Below are 23,485 nucleotides of genomic sequence, written 5' to 3' on the forward strand. Positions count from 1 at the left end.
AATCTAGTCGGCCCCGCCGACCGACCCGATGTCCCCGTCCCCGATGTCGGCGCCGCCGCTGTTCGCGTCTGCCGTCCAGCCGTCGCCCGCCGCGAACACGAGCGCCCGCCCCGGCCCGGCCTCGACGGTCACCGCGCCGTCGGCGGCCGGGGCCCACACCGCCCGGCCCCGCGTGAGCGCGACGGTCCGCCCACCCCCGGCGCGCAGTTCGGCGTCGCCCCGCACCACCAGCACGATGCGGGGGCCGTCGATGCCGAGGTCGACCGGGCCGTCGTCGGGACCGACGTCGAGGCGCACCAGGCGGAAGTGCTCGCTCGGCGCGGTGAACACCGCGCGCGGGCCCTCCACCCGGGGCTGGATCGCGGGCGGGGGCCCGCAGCGGAAGTCGAGGATCCGCAGCAGCTCCGGGACGTCGACGTGCTTGGGGGTGAGCCCGGCGCGCAGCACGTTGTCGGAGTTGGCCATCAGCTCGATGCCGCACCCCGACAGGTAGGCGTGCGGCGAGCCTGCCGGCTGGAAGAGGCACTCGCCCTCGGCGAGCACCACCCGGTTGAGCAGCAGCGCGGCGAGCACGCCCGCGTCCCCGGGGTAGCGCTCCCCCAGGTCGAGCAGGGTGCGGACGTCGCGCTCGAACTCACCGCCGTGCGCGCCGGGGGACCCCGGGGTCTTCGCCAGGCGCACGCAGGCGTCGAGCAGCGCGGGCACCAGCTGGTCGACGGTGCGCTGCGGGAGGGTGATCCAGGTGGTGAACAGCGCGCGCAGCCCGTCCGGGTCGGGCTGGGCGGCGAGCAGCTCGGTGTGGTGGGCGAGGCAGTCGACGTCGAGGGCCCGCAGCAGGCGCACCGTGACCGAGGCGTCCCGGAACCCGGCGAGCGCGTGGAACTCCTCGAGGGCGCAGAGGATCTCCGGCTTCGGCAGCGGGTCGCGGTAGTTGCGCTCCGGCGCGCTCCGCGCCACGCCCGTCGACTCCTCGCGGGCGAAGCCGGCCGCCGCCTGCTCCGCCGACGGGTGCGTCTGCAGGCTCAGCGGCTCGTCCGCGGCGAGGACCTTGAGCAGGAAGGGGAAGCGGCCCTGCCAGCGCTCCGCGCGTCCGGCGCCGAACGTCCCGTCCGGGTCCTCGGCGAGCGCCTGGAGCAGGGTGCTCCCGCCCGTCCGCTCGACCAGTCGCGACGGCGCGTCGTGGTGCGCGCCGAGCCACAGCTCGGCCTCCGGGTGCGGCGACGGGACGGGTTCGCCGAGCAGCGCCGCGATGTGCGTCCGCGAGCCCCATGCGTAGGGGCGCACGGTCCCCTCGAGCAGTTCCACAACTCCCCCTCACGTCCCGTGGTGTGTCGGCGGCCCGACCGGTCGATGCCCCGCCGGCGGGCCCGGACGGGCCAGGACGTCGGTCACCCGGCCCCGACGCCGGGGCGTGCCGCGTCCGCCGGGTCGGCACCCGTCGTCCCGGTCGCGATGCCCAGGTAGAGCGCCGCGAAGTCCAGCCGCAGGCCGAGCACGCCCGCGCGGACCGCGTCGTGGCCCGGGGAGTCCCCCGCGAGCTCGACGTCGTCGATCTCGATCACGTCCGCCGACGGCCAGCGTCGGGCAGCTTCCGAGGACAGCCGGCGGGTGGCGACGTCCTCCCGGACGGAGACGACGGCCAGGCGCGGCGGGAGCCCGTCCCCGCCCGGGTCGTCGAACGGGTCGGCGAAGATCGAGTCGGCGGACGCGCCGGACTCCAGCTTGGCGGCGAGCGCCGGCACCGCGGTCGCGCCCGCGACCGGCCCGGAGTGCGCGACGACGCCGGCGTGGGCAGCGAGCACGACGGCGCCGTAGCCCGCCAGCGCGGTCGCCACCGGATCGGTGCCCCACAGCAGCGGGGTGTGATCGGCGAGGCGGAGCGCGAGCGCCTTGGCCGGGGCGACGAACGCCTCGTGGCGCGGACCGCTGCGCTCGGCCTCGTCGTCGAGCCGGTCGGCGAGGGCCTCGCCGTCGACCTCGAGGAGACCGAGCGCGCGGGTGGTGGCCAGCGTCGCCGCGAGGTCGGTCGCGGTGGAGAAGCCGTTGAGCCCGGGGATGCGCGGCACGACCTGCATCGCCCGCCCGGCAGCCGCCGCGGGCGCGGGGCCGTCGGCCGGGCCGGTGAGGACGACGTGGGCGCTGCGCCGGACCGCGCGGTCGACCGCGTCCGCCATGAGTGCGTCGCCCGGGTCGCGGTCGGAGCCACGATGCGAGACCACGACGACGTCGAGCGGCCCGAGCCACGGCGGAGCCACGTCGGTGACGACGACCGGGCACGGGCAGGTCGGTGCGAGCAGCGCGGCGACGAGACGCGCCGCGGCCTGCTCGGTCCCGGCGCGCGCGAGCAGGACCAGGGCCCGCGGGCGTAGCCCGTCCAGGGCGCCCTGCGACCCGACCCCGGCCTCGACGGCCGCGGCCCACGTGGCGCGCACCTGGGCGCCGGCCGTCGCCGCGGCGCGCAGCAGCCCCGCCCGGTCGGCGTCGAGCAACCGACCGGTGTCCTCGAGCAGTGCTTCGTCGAGCACGGCGCTCACCCGCCCGCTGGTGTCCCGGCGGACCCGCCGCCCTGGTGCGTGGATCCGTCGTCGTCGGGTCCCCCGGTGGCCTCCTCGAGGAGCAGGACCGGGATTCCCTCGGTGACCGGATAGATCCGCCCGCAGCTCTGACAGGTCAGGGCGGTGGCGGACTCGTCGTCGGGGGTCCCCGGCCGCAGCGCGCCGTGGTCCGGCGCCGGGCATGCGAGGATCTCGAGCAGCACCGGGTCCAGGCCCAGCGGGCCCGCTCCCGCGCTCATCGGCGCACCACCGCGAGCACCTCGTCGCGCAGCGCGGCGACCGCACCGGCGTCCGACGCCTCGACGTTCAGGCGCAGCAGCGGCTCGGTGTTCGAGGGCCGCAGGTTGAACCAGTCCCCGTTCTCGAACGAGACCGTCAGCCCGTCGAGCGTGTCGGTGGTGACGTCCTCACGGTCGCCGTAGAGCTCCTCCACCTCGACCATCCTCGCCTGCGGGTCGTCCACGGTGGAGTTCACCTCACCCGACGCCGCGTAGCGCGAGTACTGCGCCATCAGCTCCGAGAGCGGCTTGTCCTGCGCGCCGAGCACGGCCAGCACGTGCAGCGCGGCGAGCATCCCGGAGTCGGCACGGAAGAAGTCGCGGAAGTAGTAGTGCGCCGAGTGCTCGCCGCCGAAGATCGCGCCGGTCTGGGCCATCGTCGCCTTGATGAACGAATGGCCGACGCGGGTGCGCACGGGCCTGCCGCCGGCCTCGGTGACGATCTCCGGGACGGCGCGCGAGGTGATGAGGTTGTGGATGATCGTCGCGCCCGGCTCCTTGGCCAGCTCCCGGGTGGCGACGAGCGCGGTGATCGCGCTCGGGCTCACCGCCTCGCCCAGCTCGTCGACGAGGAACACGCGGTCCGCGTCGCCGTCGAAGGCCAGGCCCGCGTCGACGTGGCCGAGGTTGCACACCTCGCGCTGCAGGTCGACGAGGTTGTCGGGGTCGAGCGGGTTGGCCTCGTGGTTCGGGAAGGTGCCGTCGAGCTCGAAGTAGAGCGGGTGCACGTCGATCGGCAGCGGGTCCAGCACGGCGGGCACGGTGTAGCCCGCCATCCCGTTGCCCGCGTCGACGACGAGCGACAGCGGCCGGATGCCGGAGAGGTCGACGAGGCTGCGCAGGTAGGCCGCGTAGTCGTCCCGGAGGTCGCGCTGCGAGACGGTGCCCGCGGAGCCCGCGGGCTCGGAGTTCGCGGCCGCGCCCGGCCCCTGGTCGAGCAGCGCGGCGATCTCGTCGAGCCCGGTGTCCTGCCCGACCGGGCTCGCGCCCGCGCGGCAGAGCTTGATGCCGTTGTAGCGCGCCGGGTTGTGGCTCGCGGTGAACATGGCGCCGGGCGCGTCCAGCGCGCCGGACGCGTAATAGAGCATGTCCGTGCTGGCCAGGCCGATCTCGGTGACGTCGACCCCGAGGCCGGTCACGCCCTCGGCGAACGCGGCGGCGAGCTCCGGCGAGGAGTCCCGCATGTCGTACCCGACGACGATCCCGTTGGCCGGCGCCCCGCCCTGCTCGCCGATCAGCAGCTGGGCGAACGCGGCCCCGACGTCGCGGACGAAGGCGGCGTCGAGCTGCTCCCCGACGAGGCCCCGGACGTCGTAGGCCTTGATCACCTGACTGACCACCCGGGCGCGCGCGGCGTCCGCGGTCTCGGTGCCGGCGTGCTGAGCTGGCGCTGAACTGCTCACGTCGGCCAGCGTATCGGCCGACCCCGACACCGTGCGGCACGGCGGCCACCCGATGGTGTGCGGGTCGCCGGGCGGCTCGTGGGCCCCGACGTCAGGGCCTTGCGGGCCTGGCCGTCAGGAGCCGGAGGGGTCCGGCAGGACGCGCAGGTGGCCTCGCCGTCCGGTACCCGCGACCGCGCCCACCTGCCCGACGGCCTCGCTCGGTGGCTCCGCCCGACCGGCTTCCCGCACCGCCTCGGCGAGCGCGGTGAGGTCGTCGGCCGACGGCTCGGACGGGAACTCGCCCTCGTAGCGCACGACCTCCCAGCCCCGGGGGGCGGTGAGGCGCAGCGCATGGTGCTCACAGAGGTCATACGAGTGCGGCTCCGCACTGGTCGCCAACGGACCCACAACTGCCGTCGAGTCGGAGTAGACGTACGTCAGCGTGGCGACGGCCGCCCGGCCGCACCCGGTCCGTGAGCACTTCCGCACTCCTCGCACGAGGCGAAACCATAGTCGCCTCGGACTCCGGCGCCGCACAGGCGCGCTCGGCGCGTCGGAGCTCTGACGTCACCGTCCGGTCACATCCCGGTCGTCTCCGGACGATCCGGCCCGGAGCGACCCCGCTCCGGCCCGCGCGGGGCGACGATCTGAACTTCGGGAGCGTGTCGCACCGAATCTTGCACGTGTCGCTCCCGAACTCGTGATCACGCCGGGCCCCCGCCCACGAGGGGCACACCAGGCAGCCCGCGCCGCCACGAGACCTGCCCCATGTGCTGATGATCAAGGGTCGAGGCAGGCCACTCTCCCGGCCGCACGCCCACCGGGGTCGCGGCGGCGTAGGCTCGCTCGCCGTGGCGAGAGGTGGGACGCGGACCGGCGCCCGGGACCCGGACCGGTCGGATCGCGGCTCGGCGCGCCCCCCGCTGCCGGCCCGCCCGAGGCGGCGCCGCGATCGGCGCGGGCGCGGCATGCGCGCCCCGCTCTACCCCGCGGGCTCGCCCGCGGCCCGGACCCGGGCCGAGCGCTTCGACGCCGTCGTCCTGGAAGCCCTCGAGCCGATCGAGGACCGCTGGGGCACGGAGCTCGAGGACCTCGACGTCGCGGTGGACGACGTGCCCGAGATCAACGACGCGGCCCCGGACGAGGACGGCGTGGTCGGCGACGGGGAGGTCCCGCTCGCGCGGCTCGTGCCCGCGGGCGTGGATCGCCGCGGCGCCGCCACCCGCGCCCGCATCGTGCTCTACCGCCGCCCGCTCGAGGCGCGCGCGCTCGACGGCGAGGACCTCGCGGACCTGCTGCACGACGTGCTCGTGGAGCAGGTCGCCGAGTACCTCGGCGTCGAGCCGGACACGGTGGACGGCGAGGAGTAGCCCTCAGGACCCGTGGGTCACGGCCTCGACGTTGTGCCCGTCGGGATCGCGCAGGAACACCCCGTAGTAGCCCGGGTGGTACTCCGGCCACTCCCGCGGCGCGTGCAGCACCTCGACCCCGGCCTCGACGGCCGCCGCGTGCACCGCGTCGACCGCGGCACGGTCGGCCGCGCTGAACGCGACGTGCAGCTCGCTGCCGAGCGCACCACCGGGGGTGAGCCAGAACTGCGGGACGCCGGCCGGCCCGGCGAGCCCGACGACGGCGCTGCCCTCGTGCGGGATGCGGATCGCCTCCTGCATGCCGAGCGGCGCGAACACGCGCAGATAGGTCGCGACGGAGGCGTCGACGTCGGCGACCGGGAACCCGAAGTGATCGATCACACCGCGGGACGCTAGCCCCGAGGACCGACAGTCAGTCCAGTCTCCGGCGCGACGGCAGCGCGGAGACCGCCGTGAACAGCACCAGGGCGAGCTGTCCGAGCAGGAGGAGCTCCCGCAGCGTGTCGTCCCGGGAGATCACCACGGGGCCGCCGCCCCCGGGCACCCCGACCGCCACGAGGTGGCCCCAGGCCGAGACCAGCGGGACGGGCTCGCCCTTGACCGTCGCGTTCCACCCGGACTCGCGCTCCGCGGCGAGCACCACGAGCCGCCGGTCGGCGCCGGAGGAGATCTGCACGCCCACCGTCGGCGGCGTCGCGGGCAGCGGGGTGATGCCCGACGCGCGTCGCGGTGCGGCCTTGGCGTCGGTGGCGTCGTCGGAGACCGGCGGCTCGAGGATCACCGCGCCTGCAGCGGGCAGGCCGATGGACAGCACCGGGCGGCCGTCGCTGGTCGGCGGCGCGTCGGTGAGCAGGGGGGTCCCGGCCGCCTTGGCGCGGTCGGCGACGGCCGGGTCGGGCAGCACGACGGCGGCCGTGCCCGCGGTGGCGAGCTCGGCGGCCCCGGCCTGCACGGTGGCGGGGTCACCGGAGAGCAGCGCGGTGACGTCGCGGGTCAGGCGGGCGGGCGCTGCGCCGACCGGCGCGAGGTCGTCGTCGCCGTAGCGGGCCAGGTCGGGCCCCGACCGGCGCGTGAGGTCGGCGTCGAGCGCGTAGCCGGGACCGTCGGGCAGGCGGGCGAGGCCGACGTCGGCGACGGTCGCCCCGGCGGCCGTGAGCTTCCCGGCGAGCGTGGGGTCGAGCGCGGGTGCCGGGCGCGGGGCGAGCGGCCCGCCCGCGGCGAGCAGCACCGCCGACACGGCGAGGGCGACGGCCACGGCGGCCGTCACCGGCACGGCGGCTCCGCGGGCCCGGCGACCACCCGCGCCCTCCGCGGCACGACGGGTCCGCAGCCGGGAGCCCACCACGGTGCCGATCCGCGAGGCCGCGCTGCGCGTGCCACCGCCGACCCGGGTGAGGACGCCGTCCGGGCCCAGGTCGATCTCGGACTCGCCGCGGCGGCGCGGGGCGGGCCGGTGCCTCGGGCCGCTGCGCCCGGTCACGAGCGCGCCCAGGGGCGTGACCTGCGCTTCGGCGACCAGCGCGAGCAGCGTCCACAGGGTCCCGCAGGCGGCGAACGCCAGCGCCGGACCCGTCCAGCCGGGGCGGGCGTCGCCGCCGGAGAGCGGCGGGAGCGCGACCGAGCCGACGATCCCCGCGGCGACCACGCCGAGCACGGTGATCGCGAGACCCGGCGCGACGCTGCGCCGCGGCGCGAGGATCGCCCCGCCGATCGCGGCCACGAGCACGATCAGCCCGACCACCGGCAGCGACCCGGGCCCGCCGGGGTCGAGCGAGAGCACCTCGAGGGCACCGGAGAAGTGCTCGAGCACCGGCGAGCCGGTGCCGTGCACGAGGATCTGCGGAGCACGCAGCAACGTCGACGGCCACGGCAGCAGCAGCAGGACGGGCAGCACGACGACGACGCCGAGCGCGACCGCCCGGCGCCCGGCGGCCCCGGCGGGTGCCGGGACCAGGACGAACCCGACCACCACGACGACGAGCACGAGCACGTGGACGAGGGGCGCGAACGCGGAGACCACCGCGAGCAGCAGCACCGTCCCGGCCGCCGCGCTCCACCAGGAGCCGCGGCGGCCCTCGACGCGGCTGCCACGCAGCACGGCGGCGACCCCGGCGAGGACCAGGGGCAGCAGGACCACCGCGACGACGCCGTCGAGCCTGCCCTGCGCGACCGCGGCCCCGGCGATCCCCAGCAGCGCGTAGATCGACGCGGCGAGCGCCCGCAGCACTCGGCCGACGCGGATCCCGCGGGTCGAGTGGTAGGCGGACAGCGCGGCGAGGGGCAGGGCGCCGATCAGCAGCAGCGAGACCGCGGCCGCGGGCCCGTCGGGCCCGGCGACCGGCCAGAGGATCCCGCCGAGGACCCCGACGACGGCGAGGGCGGCCGACGCGGGAGCGGCGGTGCCGCCCGCGACCGGGTGCCACTCGGCGAGGTAGGAGCTCCACAGCGCGCCCAGCTCGGGCAGCGCCCGGATCCGCCCGCCGGCCAGGTCGAGCCCGAGCCGCGAGCGGTTGACCAGCAGCGACACCCCGGTCAGCGCGAGGACCATGAGCAGCGGCGGCGCGAGCAGGAGCTCGCGCAGCACCCGCCCGACGGTGATCGGGACGACGACGAGCGCCTCGTCGTCGGCCGCCGACCGCTCCGCGCTGACGTGCCGCTGGCCGGGGATGCCGACCACGGAGGTCTCGGCGTGCGGCGAGACGATCAGCTCGGTCGGGCCGGCAGGGACCCCGTCGGGGGAACCGGCCGCGGCGAGCGTGACGCCGACCCCTTCGCCGGGGCGACGCAGCCCGGCCTTGCGCCGCGTACTGCGCTTCGGAGCGGTGGCCCCGACGGGCAGGGCGTCCTGCCCGACGAGCAGCGACCCCTCCTCGACACCGTCGGCGCCTGCCGAGCCGGCGGCGACGGAGGACGCGGCGGCCCGCGTCGGCCGGTCGGCCCAGTCGGGCAGACGACCGAGGTCGAGCTCGTCGCGGATCCGGGCGCGGATCACGCGGGTGAGGCCGCCCTGGAGGGCGTTGCGCAGCCGGGTCGTGCGGCTGGTCAGCAGGCCGCGCATCCCCCGGGGCACCCCGGCCCCGGCGGGGACCCGGCGCCTGCGGGCCTCGCTGAGGTCGGACACGTCGGCGAGCACCCGGCCGACGGCGCCCAGCTCGGCGGCGGCCGCGGCGGGCCTGCGCAGGAGCAGGAAGCCCAGCGCGCGCAGCACCGCGAGCACGGGCAGGCGCACCAGGCCCAGCGCGAACGCCGGGCCGGAGACGTTGGCGAGCACCGTCCACTGCCCGTTGCGCCGGTCGACGGTGCGCAGGGTGGGCGGGGCGGCGCCGTCGGACCCGGCGGCGTCGAGACCGCGATTCCCGGTGCTGGCGGCGCGGGCGTGGTGGAGGCGGGCCGAGGGCACGCAGAGCACCAGGCCGCCTGCGCGGTTGATCCGCCAGCCGAGGTCGACGTCCTCGCGCAGCAGGCCGTAGGCGGAGTCGTACCCGCCGAGCGCATCCCACTCGCGGCGGCGGACGAGCGCCCCGGCGGAGCCGACGGCGAGGACCTCGGAGTTCGTGGCGAACTGCCCGAGGTCGAGCTCGTCGGAGCCGATCCCCGTCTGGCGGTGCCCGGAGGCGTCGGTGGAGAGGCCCGCCTCGACGACGAGGCGCGGGTCGTCCCAGTCGAGCTGCAGCGGCCCGAGCATCGCCACCGCGGGCGAGGACTCCGCCACCGAGAGCAGCACGTCGAGACAGGAGGGCTCGGGGGCGGCGTCGTCGTGCAGCACCCAGAGCCACTCGCCGGTGCTGCGCTCGCCGCCCGACTGTGTCTTCGGGTCGAGCTCCGCTTCGCTGCGTCTCCCGCCCCAGCGGCGATCGGCGTCCGCCACGGCCGCGGCGATCGCGGTGCCGAAGGCGGTGTCCCGGGGGAGGTCGAGGATGACGTCGACCCGATTGGAGGAACGGAGCAGATCCGGCGTCGAGTCCGTCGAGCCGGTGTCGACGGCGATCACCCGGCGCGGGCCCACCGTCAGACGCCCGAGGGCGCCGAGCGTCTCGGGCAGCCAGGTCTCGCCGTCATGGCAGACCAGTACGGCCAGCACGGGCGCCGTCGGAGCCACCGCGTCCGTCCCTCCCGCGGGCACGGCAGGGGCGTCCTCGCCCCCACCGCGATCGTCGCGACGTCGTCGGGTCCCGGCGTGCACCGGGCCGCCCCGAGACTAGAAGGGCGCCACTGCGCCACCGTCAGGGGTGTGGCCGGGGGCCCGAGAGAGGTCCCTGCGACCACGACCGGACGCCCCGGCCCGACGCGCGCGCCTACACGACGCGGCGCTTGAGCCGACGGCGCTCCCGTTCCGACAGCCCACCCCAGATTCCGAAGCGCTCGTCGTGCCCGAGGGCGTACTCCAAGCACTCGGACCTGACGTCGCAGCTGTTGCAGATCTGTTTGGCCTCCCGGGTGGAGCCGCCCTTCTCCGGGAAGAACGCCTCAGGATCGGTCTGAGCGCACAGCGCGCGCTCCTGCCACTCCTGCTCGTCCTCGCCCGCAATGGCCATCAGCTCACCGAGAACATCCCGCGACCCGTCAGATCCAACGCTGCCCAGCACCACCGACCCGCTCTCCGCACCGTTCACACGGCCTCCCTCACCGCTAGCACTCCCCAGCTGGCGGAGCGCCGGCCCCGCACCGGCGTACCTCGTAGTGAATTACAGCCGTGTCGTTCCGTGTGGGTCAAGCCGAGCCACACAACCGGCCGCATGTCGCGACGGACGGTCGTCACGTGCGGTGAACGCGAGAGGCCTCGTCATCAACACAGCGTGGCGAAGGACGGTACCGCGGGCCTGGGACACTGGAGCCGTGGCCAGCGTGTTCTCCGCCCGGAGCTCCCCCCGGATCAGCCCGATCTTCCTCGGACTCGTCCTCGTGACGGCGGCCGGAGGCGCGCTCACCCTCATCGGGACCAGGATCCCGGTCACGGCGGGTGTCGTGATCCTCGTCCTCGCGGGCTGGGCGGTGTCGCTGTGCCTGCACGAGTTCTCCCACGCGCTCGTCGCCGACCGCTGCGGCGACCACTCGGTGCGCGGGCTCGGCTACCTGAGCCTCGACATCCGCCGCTACGCCAACGTCGGGCTGACGTTCGTGCTCCCGCTGCTCTTCCTGCTGATCGGCGGGATCCCGCTGCCCGGCGGCGCGGTGTGGATCCAGCGCTCGGCCCTGCGGTCCCGGGCCGCGGCCAGCGCGGTGTCGATCGCCGGGCCGCTGATGAACCTGCTCCTGGCCTTCGTGCTGGCCGTCGTGGTGCCGTTCGTCCCGCCCCTGCTCGGCGCCGGGATGTCCTTCCTGGCGCTCATCCAGGTGCTCGCGTTCATCCTCAACATCCTGCCGATCCCCGGTCTGGACGGCTGGGGCGTGATCGACCCGTACCTCTCGTACTCGACCCGCGCCTCGGTGTCCCGCTTCGCGCCCTACGCCCCGCTGGTCCTGTTCGCGCTGCTGGTGTTCGTGCGCCCGGTCGCCAGCGCACTGTTCGCGTTCGCGTCGTTCATCTACGGCGCAGTCGGCGGCGACAGCACCCTCGCGAGCCTCGGCCAGGAGCTGTTCTTCTTCTGGCAGCGCTGACCGGTCGGCGATTCCGGCCCCGGAGCGGCGCGCTGTCGGGGGGTCGGGGCACGATCACCGGTGTGAAGGTGACGGTTCTGGTCGGAGGCGTCGGAGGCGCGCGGTTCCTGCAGGGAGTGCTGGCCGCCCTCGGAGACGACGCCGAGGTACGCGCGGTCGTCAACATCGGTGACGACATCTGGCTGCACGGGCTGCGTGTCTGCCCGGATCTCGACACGTGCATGTACACGCTCGGCGGCGGCATCGACACCGGCAAGGGCTGGGGGCGCGCCGACGAGACGTGGTCGGTCAAGGCCGAGCTGGAGGCCTACGGGGCCGACCCGACGTGGTTCGGGCTGGGCGACCGGGACGTCGCCACCCACCTCGTGCGCACCCGGATGCTGCGGGCCGGCTACCCGCTCTCGCAGATCACGGAGGCCCTCTGCCGCCGCTGGTCGCCCGGCGTCGAGCTCATCCCGGCCAGCGACGACCGCATCGAGACCCACGTCGTGATCGACGACCCGGAGACCGGGGAACGCCGCGCCGTGCACTTCCAGGAGTGGTGGGTCCGCCATCACGCGGTGCCGACCGCCCACGGGTTCGCCTCGGTGGGGCGCGACCAGGCCGGTGCCTGCCCGGCGGCGCTCGCGGCGATCGCCGACGCCGACGCCGTCCTGCTCGCCCCGTCGAACCCGGTGGTCAGCATCGGCACGATCGTCGACGTCCCCGGCCTGCGGACCGCCCTCGCCCAGACCCCCGGACCCGTCGTCGGGGTCTCGCCGATCATCGGCGGGGAGGCGGTCCGCGGGATGGCGGAGCCGTGCCTGACCGCGATCGGCGTGGACGTCTCGGCCGAGGGCGTCGGACGCCATTACGGCGCCCGGTCCGAGGGCGGGCTGCTCGACGGCTGGCTCGTGGCCCCCGGCGACACCGCCGACGTCCCCGGGGTCGCCGTGCGCTCGGTGCCGCTGCTGATGAGCGACGCCGACGCGACCGCGGCCATGGTCCGGGAGGCCCTCGACGTCGTCGGGCTCGCGGGTGTCTGAGCCGACGGAACACTCCGGGCCGGGCGACCACGCGGCCACCGGGACGGTCACCGCGTGGGGCGTGACGGGGCTGCCCGAGTTCCGGCCCGGCGACGACCTCACCGCGGCGCTCGCCGGAGCCCTCGACGGCAGCCTGGCCGACGGTGACGTCGTCGTCGTCACCTCGAAGGTCCTCTCCAAGGTCGAGGGCAGACTCGTCACGGTCCCCCGTGACCCCGAGGAGCGCGACGCCGCCCGGCGCGCCGCCATCGACGAGGAGACCGTGCGGCTGATCGCCACCAAGGGCCGCACGAAGATCGTCACCAACCGCCTGGGGATCGTGCAGGCCGCCGCCGGGGTGGACGGGTCCAACGTCGCGGGCGACGAGGTCGCCCTCCTGCCCGAGGATCCGGACGGCTCGGCGGAGACGCTGCGCGCCGGGCTCTCCGCCGCGCTCGGGGTGCGGGTCGCCGTCGTCGTCACCGACACCATGGGCCGCTGCTGGCGGATCGGGCAGACCGACGCCGCCATCGGCTCAGCGGGCCTGGTGGCGCTGCACGGCTACGGCGGCGCCGTCGACGCCCAGGGGAACGAACTGATCGTCACCGAGGTCGCCGTCGCGGACGAGGTGGCGGCCGCGGCCGACCTGGTCAAGGGCAAGCTCGGTGGGGTGCCGGTGGCCGTGGTGCGCGGCCTGCGCCACCTCATCGGGGCCGGGCGCTCGGCGGGCGAACTGGTGCGCCCCGTCGAGGAGGACCTGTTCTGGCTGGGCACCGCGGAGGCGCTCGCGCGGGGCGCGCAGGAGGCCGTCGGGTCCCGGCGGTCCGTCCGGTCGTTCGCCGACGACGCGGTCGACCCCGACGCCGTCCGGCGCGCGGTCGCCGCGGGCCTGACGGCGCCCGCGCCGCACCATTCCCGGCCGGTGCGCTTCCTGTGGCTCCGTGACGCGGCCCGCCGCGCGGCGCTGCTCGACGCGATGGAAGAGGCGTGGCGCGCCGATCTCGGAGGCGACGGGTTCTCCGCCGAGCAGATCGCCCGGCGGACGGCGCGCGGCGACCTGCTCCGCCGGGCCCCGGAGCTGGTGCTGCCCTTCCTCGTGCGCGGCGACGAGGGCGGCGCGCACGACTACCCCGACGAGCGCCGGGCCGACTGCGAGCGGTCCATGTTCACCGTCGCGGGAGGGGCCGCGGTGCAGGGACTCCTCGTGGCGCTCGCGGCCGAGGGGCTCGGTTCCTGCTGGGTGGGCTCGACGATCTTCGCCGCGGACATCACGCGGTCGGTCCTGGCGCTGCCCGGTTCGTGGGAGCCCCTCGGAGCCGTGGCCGTCGGACATCCGGCCGAGCCGCCCGCCGCGCGCGGGGAGACCGGGCCGGACGACCGGCTGGTGGAGCGGTGAGCTCGCCGACCGCGGCCGTCCACGCGGACGCGACCGTCGTGCTGACCGCGTGGGAAGCACCCGACGCCGCGCAATCCGCGATCCGCGAGGCCCTGCTCGCCTACCTCGCCGTCCGCGACGACGGCTGCTCGCGCTCCTGCGAGACCGGGCACCTCACCGCGTCGGCGCTCGTGGTGGACGACGCCGGCGAGAACGCGCTGCTCACCCTGCATCCCCGCGTCGGGCGGTGGGTGCAGCTCGGCGGGCACATCGAGCCCGAGGACACGACGCTCGCCGGGGCCGCACTGCGCGAGGCCACCGAGGAGTCGGGCATCGAGGGTCTGACGATCTCCGGGTCGCCCCTGCACCTCGACGTGCACCCGGTGACCTGCTCGCTCGGGGTCCCGACCCGCCACCTCGACGTCCGCTACTTCGTCCGGGCGCCGGCGGGGGCCCGTGAGGTGCGCAGCGAGGAATCGGTCGACCTGCGGTGGTGGCCGTTGGCGCAGCTGCCCGACGCGGTCGCCTTCGGACGGGCACTGGCCGGCTGACCGGTCGGCGCGCGGACCTGCACGTGATGCCCGGGACCCAGAACCACGCCGGCCGACCCCGGCTCAGCTGACGGAGAGGGCGTCGCGGGCGTAGGCGGCGGTGCCGAGTCCGTGGCGGTCCAGGGCGTCGGCCAGGCCCGGGGTGAGCTCCGGGCCGGACAGCGCCCGGTGACGTCCCGCCAGCGCCTGCGCCGCCGCGCCGTCCACGGGCTCTCCGGCCGCCCAGGTCCGCGCCCACGCCCGGCCGAGGTCCGCGAGCTCGTCGGGCGGGACCGGGTCCGGGTCGTCGAACCCGTCGAACATCGTGGCCGGGTCGCCCGCGCGCCCGTCCAGCGTCGCCCGCAGGGCCGCGGCCTGGCGTCCCAGACGCTCCCGCATCGCCTCGAGGACGTCGAGGTGCCTCTGCAGGGCGGCCGCGGGGTCCGGGGTGTGCTCGAGGGCCGCCGCGATCCCGTCGTCGGGGACACCCAGGGTCCGTAGGAGCAGGACGCGCTGGAGGCGGACGAGGTCGTCGGGACCGTAGGCGCGGTAGCCGTCATCGGAGGCGACACCGGGCACGAGGAGCCCGGAGCCCTCCCACGCCCGCAACTGCCCGATCGACGTCCCGCTCGCGCGCGCCACCTCCGCCGCGCTCCACCCGGTCATCGTCCCGCCCCCCACGCGAATCCCCTCACATCTCGCGGAAGTCGCGGGGCGAGTACCGCGGACCGAACCGCGGTCGTCGGAACCCGGACGCCTCGATGTAGCGCACCGCACGCTGCCGCTGCGGCGCGTAGCAGGCGAGGACCTCGAGCATCCCGGCGTCGTCGAGCTTCCGGCCCACCAGGGCGTAGCCGACGGTCGAGGGGATGTGGAAGTCGCCGACGGAGACGGCGTCCGGGTCGCCCCACGCCCGCTGGGCCACCTCGGCGGCGGTCCACACTCCGATGCCGGGAATCTTGCGCAGCAGCGCCCGTCCCTCGGCGCCCCGCAGTTCGACGGCCTTCTCCAGCCGGTGCGCGACCGTGGCCGAGGCCAGGATCGCCCGGCGCCGCGCGCTGTCGACGCCGGCCTTGTGCCACTCCCAGTCCGGGATCGCCCTCGTCTCCCGCGGCGTCGGCGGCACGCGCATCCCGTGCGGCGCCGGTCCGGGCGCGGCCGCACCGAAGCGCCGGCACAGCTCGCGCCACGAGCGGTGCGCCTCGGTCCCGGTGACCTTCTGCTCCAGGATCGCGGCGAACAGCACGTCCCACACCCCGCCGGTGGCGCCCAGGCGTAGGCCGGGCATGCGGCGGCGCGCGTCGGCGACCAGCGGGTGGTGACCGACGAAGCCCTCGTCGTCGTCCTCGGCACCCAGCAGGGCGGGCAGACCCTCCAGCGCCCACTCGGCGCCGTCGCCCCAGGCGTCGGCGACCACCTCGGTGCCGATCCGCCGGATGCGGGTGGTCGCCGGGCCCGCCGGGGTCGAGCACACCCGCCAGACGACGCCGTCGTCGTCGATCCGACAGGTGGGATCACCGCGACCGTGGCGCAGCGGCCCGATCAGCGCCCGGATGTCGAGGACGAAGCCCGGCTCCCAGCGCCGCCGGCGCGCCCCGTCCGGGGCCGACTCCGAGGGTCGGGCCACGGGTCGGGCCACGCCGGGCTCCGCCTCCGGGGCGGGCGGGACGACCTCAGGCACTTCCCGAGAATCGCAGACCGCCGTCCGGGATGGTGATGCCGGGCCAGAGCCGCACGCCCTCGCGCAGTTCGCAGCCGGCGCCCACCGAGACGCCGTCGCCGACGACCGCGTCGTTCACCACGGTCTCGTCGCCGATCACCGCGCCGGGGCCGATCACCGACCGCGTCACGGTGACGTTGTCGCCGATGCGCGCTCCGTCCATGACCACCGACCCGATGACGCGCGATCCGTTGCCGACGACCACCTCGCGGCCGAGCGTCGTGCCGTCGGACAGCGACGCCGAGCCCACGACCTTGGCGCCCTCGAGCAGCAGCGCCGTGCCGACCGGCCCCGGGAGCGCGGACGTCGGGGCGATTCCCTGCACCAGGTCCGCGCAGCCGCGCACGAAGGCGGCGGGCGTCCCGAGGTCGAGCCAGTAGGACGACTCGACGTGCCCCTGCAGCCGCGCGCCGCGGCTGAGCAGCCCGGGGAACGTCTCCCGCTCGACCGAGACCGCCCGCCCGGTCGGGATCGCGTCGACCACCTCGCGGCGGAACACGTAGCAGCCGGCGTTGACCTGGTCCGTCGGCGGGTTGAGCGTCTTCTCGAGGAACCGCTCGACCCGCCCGGTGGCGTCGGTCGGCACGCAGCCGAACGCGGTCGGGTCCGCCACCCGCACCAGGTGCAGCGTGGCGTCCGCGGCCGCGGCGCGGTGCTCGTCGACGACGGCGCCGAGGTCGACCCCCGACAGGATGTCGCCGTTGAAGACCATGACCTCGTCGTAGTCGTCCTCGAGCGCGTCCGCGGCGTGCCGGATGCCGCCGCCGGTCCCGAGCGGCTCGGGCTCGGGCACGCACTCGAGCTGGAGCCCGAACGCGGAACCGTCGCCGAGGTAGGACGAGAAGACCTCCGCGCGGTACGAGGTCCCGAGCACCACCCGCCGGATCCCCGCCGCCGCGATCCGCGAGAGCAGGTGGCCGATGAACGGCACCCCCGCGGTCGGCAGCATCGGCTTCGGCGTCGAGGTGGTCAGCGGCCGCAGCCTGCTCCCCTGTCCCCCGACGAGGACGACGGCGGCCGTCCGGTCGAGTCCCCCCGTGGTGTCCACGACCGACCTCCCTGATGATCGTGAGGGCCCGGTGTGACGACGGCGTCCCGTCCGGGCGCTACTGTGACGTTTCCTCGGCATGTCACGGGTCGCTGACCCCGCCGTCGGGGCAACTCCGACCGAGACCGGGCAGGAGCAGCGTGGTGGAGCCGTCGAACGCGTGGGACCGTGCCCAGCAGGCTATCGCCCGCGCGCAGCAGCGCAATGGCACCGTGGTCACGCCGGACAACGCCGAGTCACCGTTCGATGCCTCCAAGACGCAGATGATCCCGACTCATCCCTATCAGAACGGGTCGGCGAACACGCAGGGTCGCCAGCAGCAGCCCCCGCCGGCGCCGCGTCACCCCGCGGACGGGCGACGCCCGGGACCCGGGCAGGACCCCCACCGTCGGGGAGCCCACGGCAGGCCCTACCCGAGCGAGCCGGAGACGACGCCGGTCGAGGTGTCGGACCCGACGCTCATGCGCCCGCTGCCCCCCGCCGAGGCGCCGACCGTGCGCACCGCCGCCACGCGGCCGCGCACGGCGCCGTTCCCGACGCCGGGCGGACCGTCTCCCCGTCCCGACGGCGCCCACGTCGGCACCTCGCGCGCCGACGCGGGCCCCGGACCGTCCGACGCGCCCACCACCCCGCCGGTCGGGGTCCGGGTGCCGTGGTGGAAGCGGTTCTTCAGCCGTTAGTCCCGCATGGACCAGCGCGCCCGCGCCGTCAGCGCCGCGCGCAGCCCGACCCGCAGCGGGGCCCAGCGGGCGCCGCGGTAGCGGTCGGCCAGGAAGCGGTAGGCGCTGCGGTGGTGCTCGCGCAGCATCCGTGCGGAGGTCGGGGCGTCGCGCGTGGTGGCGTGACCGCCGGTGTGCACCACCTGCGCGTCGGGCGCGTAGACGTTGAGCCACCCGGCACGGCCGAGCCGGTCGCCGAGGTCCACGTCCTCGAAGTACATGAAGTACCGCGGGTCGAAGCCGTCGACGGAGTCCCAGGCCTCGCGGCGCAGCAGCACGCAGGAACCGGAGAGCCAGCCCGCCGTCCGCTCGGCGACCGACCCCTCCTGCCGGTAGGAGCGCGTCCACGGGTTCCCCGGCCACACGGCGCTGAAGACGGCGTGCCCGATCCCGCGCCCGAGCGAGGGCTGGAGCCGCGCCGAGGGGTACACCTCGCCGTCGGTGCGGATCAGCGGGCCGAGCGCGCCGGCACGGGGCCAGCGCTCCGCGGCCTCGAGGAGCGCGTCGAGGGCCCCCGGACCCAGGACGATGTCGGGGTTGCTGACGAGCACCCAGCCGACGGACCCGTCGAGCCCCGCGACCGCACGGTTGGCGGCGGCGCCGTACCCGAGGTTCTCCCCCATCCCGACCAGTTCGGCGCGCCCCGCGGCGGCCGCGGCCTCGGGGGCCCCGTCGACCGAACCGTTGTCGGCGAGCACCACGCGGACCGGGCGGCCGGTCGCGTCGGAGAGGGAGTCGAGGAAGGCGGACAGTGAGTCGCCCGGGGAGTAGGTGACGACGACGACGGCCAGACCGTCGCCGTACGTCGTCGTCGCACTGGAACTCCGGGGCGCCGCCGTCATGCGGGCCATCCTGGCCCGAGGCCCAGCGGGGAGGTCACTCCCCCCGCCGAGCGGGCTCAGACGTGCCGGCGGAACTCGTCGGTGGACGGGAGCGCGAGGGGCCAGTAGCGCCACGACTCGGGCCCGACGCCGCCGGTGTTCATCTCGGCGGGACGGGCCACGGGACCGGACGTGCGGACCGATCGGCGGTGCGAGGAGGAGATGCCCGCGGGGCCGTCGTCACCGACCGCTCGTCGCGCCGCGCGGTCCATCCGGGCACGGAGGCGATGGCGTTCCCGGCCGGCGTCGACCACCAACCAGACCGCGACCACGCCCAGGAGGGCCAGCAGCACCGTCTCCATCGCCATGCCGGTCCAACGCGCGGGGCGCGCAGGAGTGACGACCTTTCGCCGACACGCCTGATCGGGATCGGGAAAAGGTCCCGGCGGGGGGCGTCCGCGGCGCCGGGCGCCGCTCGGCCGTCCGGCGTCTGACGATTACCCTTCAGCGCACGGCGGGGGTGCGGCCGAGCAGCTCCGGGTGGCGGCGGACGGCGGCAGCGAGGGCGTCGCGCCACGGACGCAGCGGCGGCAGTCCGGCGGCCGTCCACGACGCCGGGGAGAGCACGGACCACGCCGGTCGCGGCGCCGGACGGGGGAACTGCTCGGTGGTGCAGCCGTGGACCCGCCCGGGGTCCGCGCCCAGCTCCTCGAACACCGCTCGCGCGAACCCGCACCAGGTGGTGACCCCGCCACCGGTCGCGTGCAGCGTGCCGGGCGCGACGTCGGAGCGCCCGAGCGCGACCAGCCCGGCCGCGAGGTCCGCGGACCATGTGGGCGATCCGTGCTGGTCCTCGACGACGTCGAGGGTCTCCCGGTCCCCTGCGAGCCGGGCCATGGTGCGCACGAAGTTGGCGCCCGTGTCGCCGTAGACCCACGCGGTGCGCACGACGTGGTGCGCCGCGGCCGCCTCGCGGACCCGCTGCTCGCCCTCTTCCTTGGTGCGCCCGTAGACGCCTGCCGGGCCCGTCGGGTCGTCCGGTTCGTACCCGGCCGTGCCGCCGTCCGGGGCGGTGCGCCCCCGGGGTCCCGCGCCGTCGAAGACGTAGTCGGTGGAGACGTGCACGATCCGGGCGCCGTGGCGGGCACAGGCCCCGGCCAGCAGACCGGGGGCCACCGTATTGACGGCGTGCGCGGCGCGCGTCGCGTCCGGGTCGGTCTCGGCCAGGTCCACCGCGGTGAACGCCGCGGCGTTGAGCAGCAAGCCGGGGTCCGACGGCTCCGCCCATGCCGCGACCGCGCCCTCGACCGCATCCGCGTCCGTGATGTCGAGCTCGGCCCGCGTCAGGGCCGTCACCCGCTCACCGTCCGCGCGCAGCAGCCGGACGAGGTCCGTCCCGAGCGCTCCGCCCGCTCCCGTCACCATCCAGCGCACGTCGTCGTCCTCCCGCCGTCGGTATCGCTCCCGCGTCGTCGCATCCCGACCCCTGGCCCCGATCCCGGCTCCGGAGTCACGCGCGAGCGTGTGCCATCCTCCGACGCGCCGTGGCAGGCCCTAACGGGTGGTCGGCACGAATCACGCGCGAGGCCGTCTAACCTGCCTGGTTGAGATGTCCACGACGGGACGACGACGTCCCCGTCCGGGAGCGCCCGGCCCCGGGTGCCCCCACACGGCACCCACGACACGAACCCGACCCCTGCTGCCCCGCTCCGCCGATCACGAAGGGAGGCCGCGTGAAGGACGAGCGCGGTCGCTCCCTGCGGGATCCCGGTCGCCGGTTCGGCCCCTCGGCGGGGCGGGACCCCGGGCCCGATCCCGCGGCGCCCCCGCAGGGCCCGCCCGCGGCCCGCGGCCGCGGCAAGGCCCCCGGCGCGGACGAGGCACGGGGACGCCGGGGCACGGTCGGTTTCCGCGACGGCCCGCCGCCCGAGAGCGCCGCCGACCGCGGCGGTGCACCCCCGCGCGACGGGGCACCGGTCCGGACCGGGGCACCGCCGCGTGACGGCGGCGGACCGTCGGCGCGCCCGGACGACGCGCCCCGCCCGCCGAAGGCGCCCGCCGCACGGCCCGACGACGCGCCCCGCCCGCCGAAGGCGCCACCAGCGCGCGACGGCGGCGGCAGGCGCCCGGACGGACCCTCCGCCCCGCCGCCCTCGCGGCGCCCCTCGCCCGCGCGCCCGGCACCCCCGCCCCGTCCCGGCGGCCCGGCGGCGCCTCCCGCCGGCGGCCCGCACGGCCGGGGACGACGGATCCTGCGCATCCTCGCCGTCGTCGCGTCCGTCCTGGTCTTCGCGATGAGCGGCACCGCGTGGGCCGCGCTGTCGGGCAGCTTCGCCGGCTCGGGGGCGCTCTCGAAGAAGGGCACCGCCGCCGACGGCGCCACCGACATCCTGCTGGTCGGGACCGACAGCCGGACCGACGCGCAGGGCAACCCGCTGCCGCGTGACGTCCTCAACCAGCTCGACGCCGGGTCCGCGGACGGGGAGCTCAACACCGACACGATGATGTTGGTGCGGGTGCCGAACGACGGCAGCCGCGCCGTGGCGTTCTCGCTGCCCCGCGACAGCTACATCAAGCTGCCCGGCCAGGCCGGCAAGGGGAAGCTGAACTCGGTCTATCCCGCGGCCAAGGCCGCGGAGCAGCAGCAGCTGGTGGCCGGGGGCGACAGCAACCCCGCCGACATCGACGTCAAGTCCTCCGAGGCCGGGCGCCAGGCCCTCATCGACTCGGTCCAGGACCTCACCGGCATCGGGGTCGACCACTACGCCGAGGTCAACCTGCTCGGTTTCTTCAACCTGACCACCGCCGTCGGCGGCGTCGACGTGTGCCTGAAGAACGCGGTGGACGACGACTTCTCGGGCGCGCACTTCGCCGCGGGCCCGCGCTCGGTGCAGGGCAAGGACGCGCTCGCGTTCGTCCGGCAGCGCCACGGCCTGCCGCTCGGCGACCTCGACCGGGTCCGACGCCAGCAGGCCTTCCTCGCCGGCCTCTCGCACAAGATCCTCTCCGCGGGCACCCTCGCCGACCCGGTGACGCTCACCAAGCTGCTCGACGCGGTGAAGCAGTCGGTGATCCTCGACAACGGCTGGGATCTCCTCGGCCTGGCCCAGCAGATGCAGGGCGTCAGCGGCGGCGCGGTGTCCTTCATGACGATCCCCACCCAGGGCGGCGAGAACACCGGGGCGGGCGACGCCCTCAAGGTGGACCAGCTCGAGGTCCAGCGCTTCGTCGCCGACGCGATCGGGCCCAAGACGGCGCCCGCCCCGGCCGCCGCCGGGCCCGCCCCGGCGACGATCCCGGTCGACGTCCGCAACGCCTCGGGCACCGAGGGGGCCGCGGCCCGCGTCGTCCAGATCCTCGGCGCCCAGGGCTACACGCACGTGGCGTCCGGCAACGCCGACCAGCGCACCCAGTCCTCGGCGATCGCGTTCGGCCCCGGCGGTGACGCGGCGGCGGGTGTCGTCGCGAAGACGCTCGGCGGACTGCCCACCCGGGCCGACCCGACGGTGCCGCCGAACACGGTCCGCGTGCTGCTCGCGTCCGACTACAAGGGACCGGGCGCGGTGATCAGCCAGCCCAGCGGCGACTCGCAGGACACCGCGCCGCCGCCGCCCGCACAGCCGCCGATCACCGCCGACGGCGTCCCCTGCGTGAACTGAGCCGTCGTCAGCGGTGGCGCATCGCTGACATCTGACGTCGGGCCCCTCGCTCACATCACCGGCTCAGGTCATCACCGGCGCACATCACCGGATAGGGTCGCCGCCCGATGACCGTCACCGACGCCCTCCTCGCCCCGGCGCTCGCCGCCGACGCGCGCCGTCCGCTGATCACGTTCTACGACGACGCCACGGGCGAGCGTCTCGAGTTCTCCGGCGAGACGCTGGCGAACTGGATCGCGAAGACCGCGAACTTCCTGCGCGACGAGTGCGACGTCGAACCGGGCATGCGGGTGGCGGTCCTGCTGCCCGCGCACTGGCAGACAGCGGTCGTGCTGCTGGGCGCGTGGTGGAACGGGGCCGTGGTGACCGACGACCCGGCCGGCGCGGACGTCGCCCTCGCCGACGCCGCGCACCTCGACGCGGCGGGAGCCGCGGGCCTCGTCGTCGGGCTCTCGCTCGACGCCTTCGGCCGACCGCTCGACGGGCTGCCGGGCGACGCGATCGACTACGCCAGTGAGGTCCGGATGCACGGCGACGCGTTCGCCCCGCTCGGCCCCGTCCCCGGCGACGCCCCGGCTCTCGGGGAGGCGAGCGTCGACGACGTCGTCACCACCGCCCGGCGCCGGGCCGCGGAACTGGGCTACGACGCCGGATCGCGGGCGCTCTCCGTGGCGGACTGGCCGCTCGCGCTCGAGGGCGGCCTGGTCGACGGCCTGCTCGCGGTGCTCGCCGCCGGGGGCTCCCTGGTCCAGGTCCGGAACCCCGACCTCGCGTCCCTCGACCGCAAGGGCGAGACGGAGAAGGCGCTGCGCGTGCTGTGAGCGGATGTCGTCGTGGGGAACGACGACACCCGCCCGCGGGGCGTCAGCCCTTGAGCACCTGCCGGGCCATCACCATGCGCTGGATCTGGTTGGTGCCCTCGTAGATCTGCGTGATCTTGGCGTCGCGCATCATCCGCTCCACCGGGAAGTCGGTGGTGTAGCCGGCGCCGCCGAAGAGCTGGACGGCGTCCGTCGTCACCTCCATCGCGGTGTCCGACGCGAAGCACTTCGCCGCCGACGCGACGAGACCGATGTTCTTCTCGCCCCGCTCGGCCTTGGCGGCGGCGACGTAGACCAGGTGGCGCGCTGCCTCGATCTTCATCGCCATGTCGGCGAGCATGAACTGCACGCCCTGGTTCTCCGAGATCGCCTTGCCGAACTGCTTGCGGTCGCGCACGTAGTCGACGGCCGCGTCGAGGGCGCCCTGCGCGATCCCGACGGCCTGCGCGCCGATGGTCGGGCGGGTGTGGTCCAGCGTCGCGAACGCCGTCTTCAGCCCGCTGCCCGGCTCGCCGATGATCCGGTTGCCCGGGATGCGGCAGTTCTCGAAATACAGCTCAGTGGTGGGCGAGCCTTTGATGCCGAGCTTCTTCTCCTTGGGG

General features: G+C 75.8%; 23 protein-coding genes. 8 read left to right on the plus strand and 15 right to left on the minus strand.

Going from position 1 to position 23,485, the window contains the following annotated elements:
- Positions 1–3: 3 nt before the first annotated feature.
- The 5 genes from manA to VGI02_RS04410 all read right to left on the minus strand — a co-directional run bounded on the left by manA (position 4) and on the right by VGI02_RS04410 (position 4,707).
- The gene (gene manA, locus VGI02_RS04390; RefSeq protein ID WP_331626045.1) at positions 4–1,305 is read right to left on the minus strand and encodes a mannose-6-phosphate isomerase, class I; all 1,302 of its coding nucleotides are present in this window, start codon (positions 1,303–1,305) and stop codon (positions 4–6) included.
- 83 nt (positions 1,306–1,388) lie between these two features.
- Positions 1,389–2,534 (minus strand): phosphoheptose isomerase family protein, encoded by a 1,146-nt coding sequence (locus tag VGI02_RS04395; RefSeq protein WP_331626046.1) that lies wholly within the window; start codon positions 2,532–2,534, stop codon positions 1,389–1,391.
- On the minus strand, positions 2,531–2,794 hold the full coding sequence (locus VGI02_RS04400; protein WP_331626047.1) for a Trm112 family protein: 264 nt from the start codon (positions 2,792–2,794) through the stop codon (positions 2,531–2,533). Before VGI02_RS04400 ends, VGI02_RS04395 begins: the two co-directional genes overlap by 4 nt.
- Entirely contained in the window at positions 2,791–4,173 is a 1,383-nt protein-coding gene (locus VGI02_RS04405) for a phosphomannomutase/phosphoglucomutase (protein WP_331626065.1), read from the minus strand. The genes VGI02_RS04400 and VGI02_RS04405 overlap by 4 nt, the downstream gene beginning before the upstream one ends.
- Before the next feature lie 177 nt (positions 4,174–4,350).
- On the minus strand, positions 4,351–4,707 hold the full coding sequence (locus VGI02_RS04410) for a DUF3499 domain-containing protein (RefSeq protein ID WP_331557234.1): 357 nt from the start codon (positions 4,705–4,707) through the stop codon (positions 4,351–4,353).
- A 479-nt stretch (positions 4,708–5,186) separates the two neighbouring features.
- Between VGI02_RS04410 and VGI02_RS04415 the strand changes: the two genes are divergently transcribed.
- On the plus strand, positions 5,187–5,588 hold the full coding sequence (locus VGI02_RS04415; protein WP_331626048.1) for a metallopeptidase family protein: 402 nt from the start codon (positions 5,187–5,189) through the stop codon (positions 5,586–5,588).
- A gap of 3 nt (positions 5,589–5,591) precedes the next feature.
- Here the strand turns inward: VGI02_RS04415 and VGI02_RS04420 are convergent, their stop codons facing one another.
- The 3 genes from VGI02_RS04420 to VGI02_RS04430 form a co-directional block, all read right to left on the minus strand.
- Positions 5,592–5,969, minus strand: a complete 378-nt coding sequence (locus VGI02_RS04420) for a VOC family protein (protein ID WP_331626049.1) — start codon at positions 5,967–5,969, stop codon at positions 5,592–5,594.
- A 31-nt stretch (positions 5,970–6,000) separates the two neighbouring features.
- Positions 6,001–9,687 carry a glycosyltransferase gene (locus VGI02_RS04425; protein WP_331626050.1) on the minus strand — a complete coding sequence of 1,229 codons (3,687 nt, stop codon included), beginning with the start codon at positions 9,685–9,687 and terminating at the stop codon, positions 6,001–6,003.
- Positions 9,688–9,883: 196 nt separating this feature from the next.
- The gene (locus tag VGI02_RS04430; protein ID WP_331626067.1) at positions 9,884–10,123 is read right to left on the minus strand and encodes a WhiB family transcriptional regulator; all 240 of its coding nucleotides are present in this window, start codon (positions 10,121–10,123) and stop codon (positions 9,884–9,886) included.
- A gap of 301 nt (positions 10,124–10,424) precedes the next feature.
- On the opposite strand from VGI02_RS04430, the gene VGI02_RS04435 reads away from it, so the two are divergent.
- The 4 genes from VGI02_RS04435 to VGI02_RS04450 all read left to right on the plus strand — a co-directional run bounded on the left by VGI02_RS04435 (position 10,425) and on the right by VGI02_RS04450 (position 14,116).
- Positions 10,425–11,186 carry a site-2 protease family protein gene (locus tag VGI02_RS04435; RefSeq protein WP_331626051.1) on the plus strand — a complete coding sequence of 254 codons (762 nt, stop codon included), beginning with the start codon at positions 10,425–10,427 and terminating at the stop codon, positions 11,184–11,186.
- Positions 11,187–11,248: 62 nt separating this feature from the next.
- On the plus strand, positions 11,249–12,211 hold the full coding sequence (gene cofD, locus VGI02_RS04440; protein ID WP_331626052.1) for a 2-phospho-L-lactate transferase: 963 nt from the start codon (positions 11,249–11,251) through the stop codon (positions 12,209–12,211).
- Complete coding sequence (locus VGI02_RS04445) at positions 12,204–13,586, plus strand: coenzyme F420-0:L-glutamate ligase (protein WP_331626053.1); 1,383 nt, start codon at positions 12,204–12,206, stop codon at positions 13,584–13,586. Before cofD ends, VGI02_RS04445 begins: the two co-directional genes overlap by 8 nt.
- Positions 13,583–14,116, plus strand: a complete 534-nt coding sequence (locus VGI02_RS04450; protein ID WP_331626054.1) for an NUDIX hydrolase — start codon at positions 13,583–13,585, stop codon at positions 14,114–14,116. Before VGI02_RS04445 ends, VGI02_RS04450 begins: the two co-directional genes overlap by 4 nt.
- A gap of 63 nt (positions 14,117–14,179) precedes the next feature.
- Here the strand turns inward: VGI02_RS04450 and VGI02_RS04455 are convergent, their stop codons facing one another.
- The 3 genes from VGI02_RS04455 to manB are packed head-to-tail and all read right to left on the minus strand — an operon-like array spanning position 14,180 to position 16,863.
- A complete protein-coding gene (locus tag VGI02_RS04455; RefSeq protein WP_331626055.1) occupies positions 14,180–14,761 on the minus strand; it encodes a MerR family transcriptional regulator in 582 nt (193 codons plus the stop codon).
- A gap of 25 nt (positions 14,762–14,786) precedes the next feature.
- Entirely contained in the window at positions 14,787–15,734 is a 948-nt protein-coding gene (locus VGI02_RS04460; RefSeq protein WP_331626056.1) for a DNA-3-methyladenine glycosylase family protein, read from the minus strand.
- 34 nt (positions 15,735–15,768) lie between these two features.
- Positions 15,769–16,863: a mannose-1-phosphate guanylyltransferase gene (gene manB / locus VGI02_RS04465; RefSeq protein ID WP_331626057.1), complete on the minus strand. Its 1,095-nt coding sequence runs from the start codon at positions 16,861–16,863 to the stop codon at positions 15,769–15,771.
- Positions 16,864–17,006: 143 nt separating this feature from the next.
- Here manB and VGI02_RS04470 point away from each other — a divergent pair, with 143 nt between their 5' ends.
- The gene (locus tag VGI02_RS04470; RefSeq protein WP_331626058.1) at positions 17,007–17,543 is read left to right on the plus strand and encodes a hypothetical protein; all 537 of its coding nucleotides are present in this window, start codon (positions 17,007–17,009) and stop codon (positions 17,541–17,543) included.
- Here the strand turns inward: VGI02_RS04470 and VGI02_RS04475 are convergent.
- From VGI02_RS04475 to rfbD, 3 genes are all read right to left on the minus strand, one after another.
- A complete protein-coding gene (locus VGI02_RS04475; RefSeq protein WP_331626059.1) occupies positions 17,540–18,424 on the minus strand; it encodes a glycosyltransferase family 2 protein in 885 nt (294 codons plus the stop codon). The genes VGI02_RS04470 and VGI02_RS04475 overlap by 4 nt on opposite strands.
- Before the next feature lie 56 nt (positions 18,425–18,480).
- Positions 18,481–18,771, minus strand: coding sequence for a hypothetical protein (locus VGI02_RS04480; protein WP_331626060.1), 291 nt, complete (start codon positions 18,769–18,771; stop codon positions 18,481–18,483).
- 136 nt (positions 18,772–18,907) lie between these two features.
- On the minus strand, positions 18,908–19,828 hold the full coding sequence (gene rfbD, locus VGI02_RS04485; RefSeq protein WP_331626068.1) for a dTDP-4-dehydrorhamnose reductase: 921 nt from the start codon (positions 19,826–19,828) through the stop codon (positions 18,908–18,910).
- A gap of 308 nt (positions 19,829–20,136) precedes the next feature.
- Here rfbD and VGI02_RS04490 point away from each other — a divergent pair, with 308 nt between their 5' ends.
- Both VGI02_RS04490 and VGI02_RS04495 read left to right on the plus strand, forming a co-directional pair.
- Positions 20,137–22,062 (plus strand): LCP family protein, encoded by a 1,926-nt coding sequence (locus tag VGI02_RS04490; RefSeq protein WP_331626061.1) that lies wholly within the window; start codon positions 20,137–20,139, stop codon positions 22,060–22,062.
- Between the two features lie 107 nt (positions 22,063–22,169).
- Positions 22,170–22,883: a TIGR03089 family protein gene (locus VGI02_RS04495; protein ID WP_331626062.1), complete on the plus strand. Its 714-nt coding sequence runs from the start codon at positions 22,170–22,172 to the stop codon at positions 22,881–22,883.
- Positions 22,884–22,926: 43 nt separating this feature from the next.
- Here the strand turns inward: VGI02_RS04495 and VGI02_RS04500 are convergent.
- The coding region (locus tag VGI02_RS04500; RefSeq protein WP_331626063.1) for an acyl-CoA dehydrogenase family protein at positions 22,927–23,485 on the minus strand (559 nt) is incomplete at its 5' end.

Origin of the sequence: Actinomycetospora sp. (assembly GCF_036497245.1) — a bacterium.
Classification (GTDB): Bacteria; Actinomycetota; Actinomycetes; order Mycobacteriales; family Pseudonocardiaceae; genus Actinomycetospora.

What these genes read in the sequence shown, in the direction of transcription:
- VGI02_RS04400 (WP_331626047.1), bottom strand. Translation starts at nt 2,794, where the DNA reads ATGAGCGCGGGAGCGGGCCCGCTGGGCCTGGACCCGGTGCTGCTCGAG.
- VGI02_RS04415 (WP_331626048.1), top strand. Translation starts at nt 5,187, where the DNA reads ATGCGCGCCCCGCTCTACCCCGCGGGCTCGCCCGCGGCCCGGACCCGG.
- VGI02_RS04430 (WP_331626067.1), bottom strand. Translation starts at nt 10,123, where the DNA reads ATGGCCATTGCGGGCGAGGACGAGCAGGAGTGGCAGGAGCGCGCGCTG.
- VGI02_RS04495 (WP_331626062.1), top strand. Translation starts at nt 22,170, where the DNA reads ATGACCGTCACCGACGCCCTCCTCGCCCCGGCGCTCGCCGCCGACGCG.
- VGI02_RS04455 (WP_331626055.1), bottom strand. Translation starts at nt 14,761, where the DNA reads ATGACCGGGTGGAGCGCGGCGGAGGTGGCGCGCGCGAGCGGGACGTCG.
- VGI02_RS04475 (WP_331626059.1), bottom strand. Translation starts at nt 18,424, where the DNA reads ATGACGGCGGCGCCCCGGAGTTCCAGTGCGACGACGACGTACGGCGAC.
- rfbD (WP_331626068.1), bottom strand. Translation starts at nt 19,828, where the DNA reads ATGGTGACGGGAGCGGGCGGAGCGCTCGGGACGGACCTCGTCCGGCTG.
- VGI02_RS04480 (WP_331626060.1), bottom strand. Translation starts at nt 18,771, where the DNA reads ATGGCGATGGAGACGGTGCTGCTGGCCCTCCTGGGCGTGGTCGCGGTC.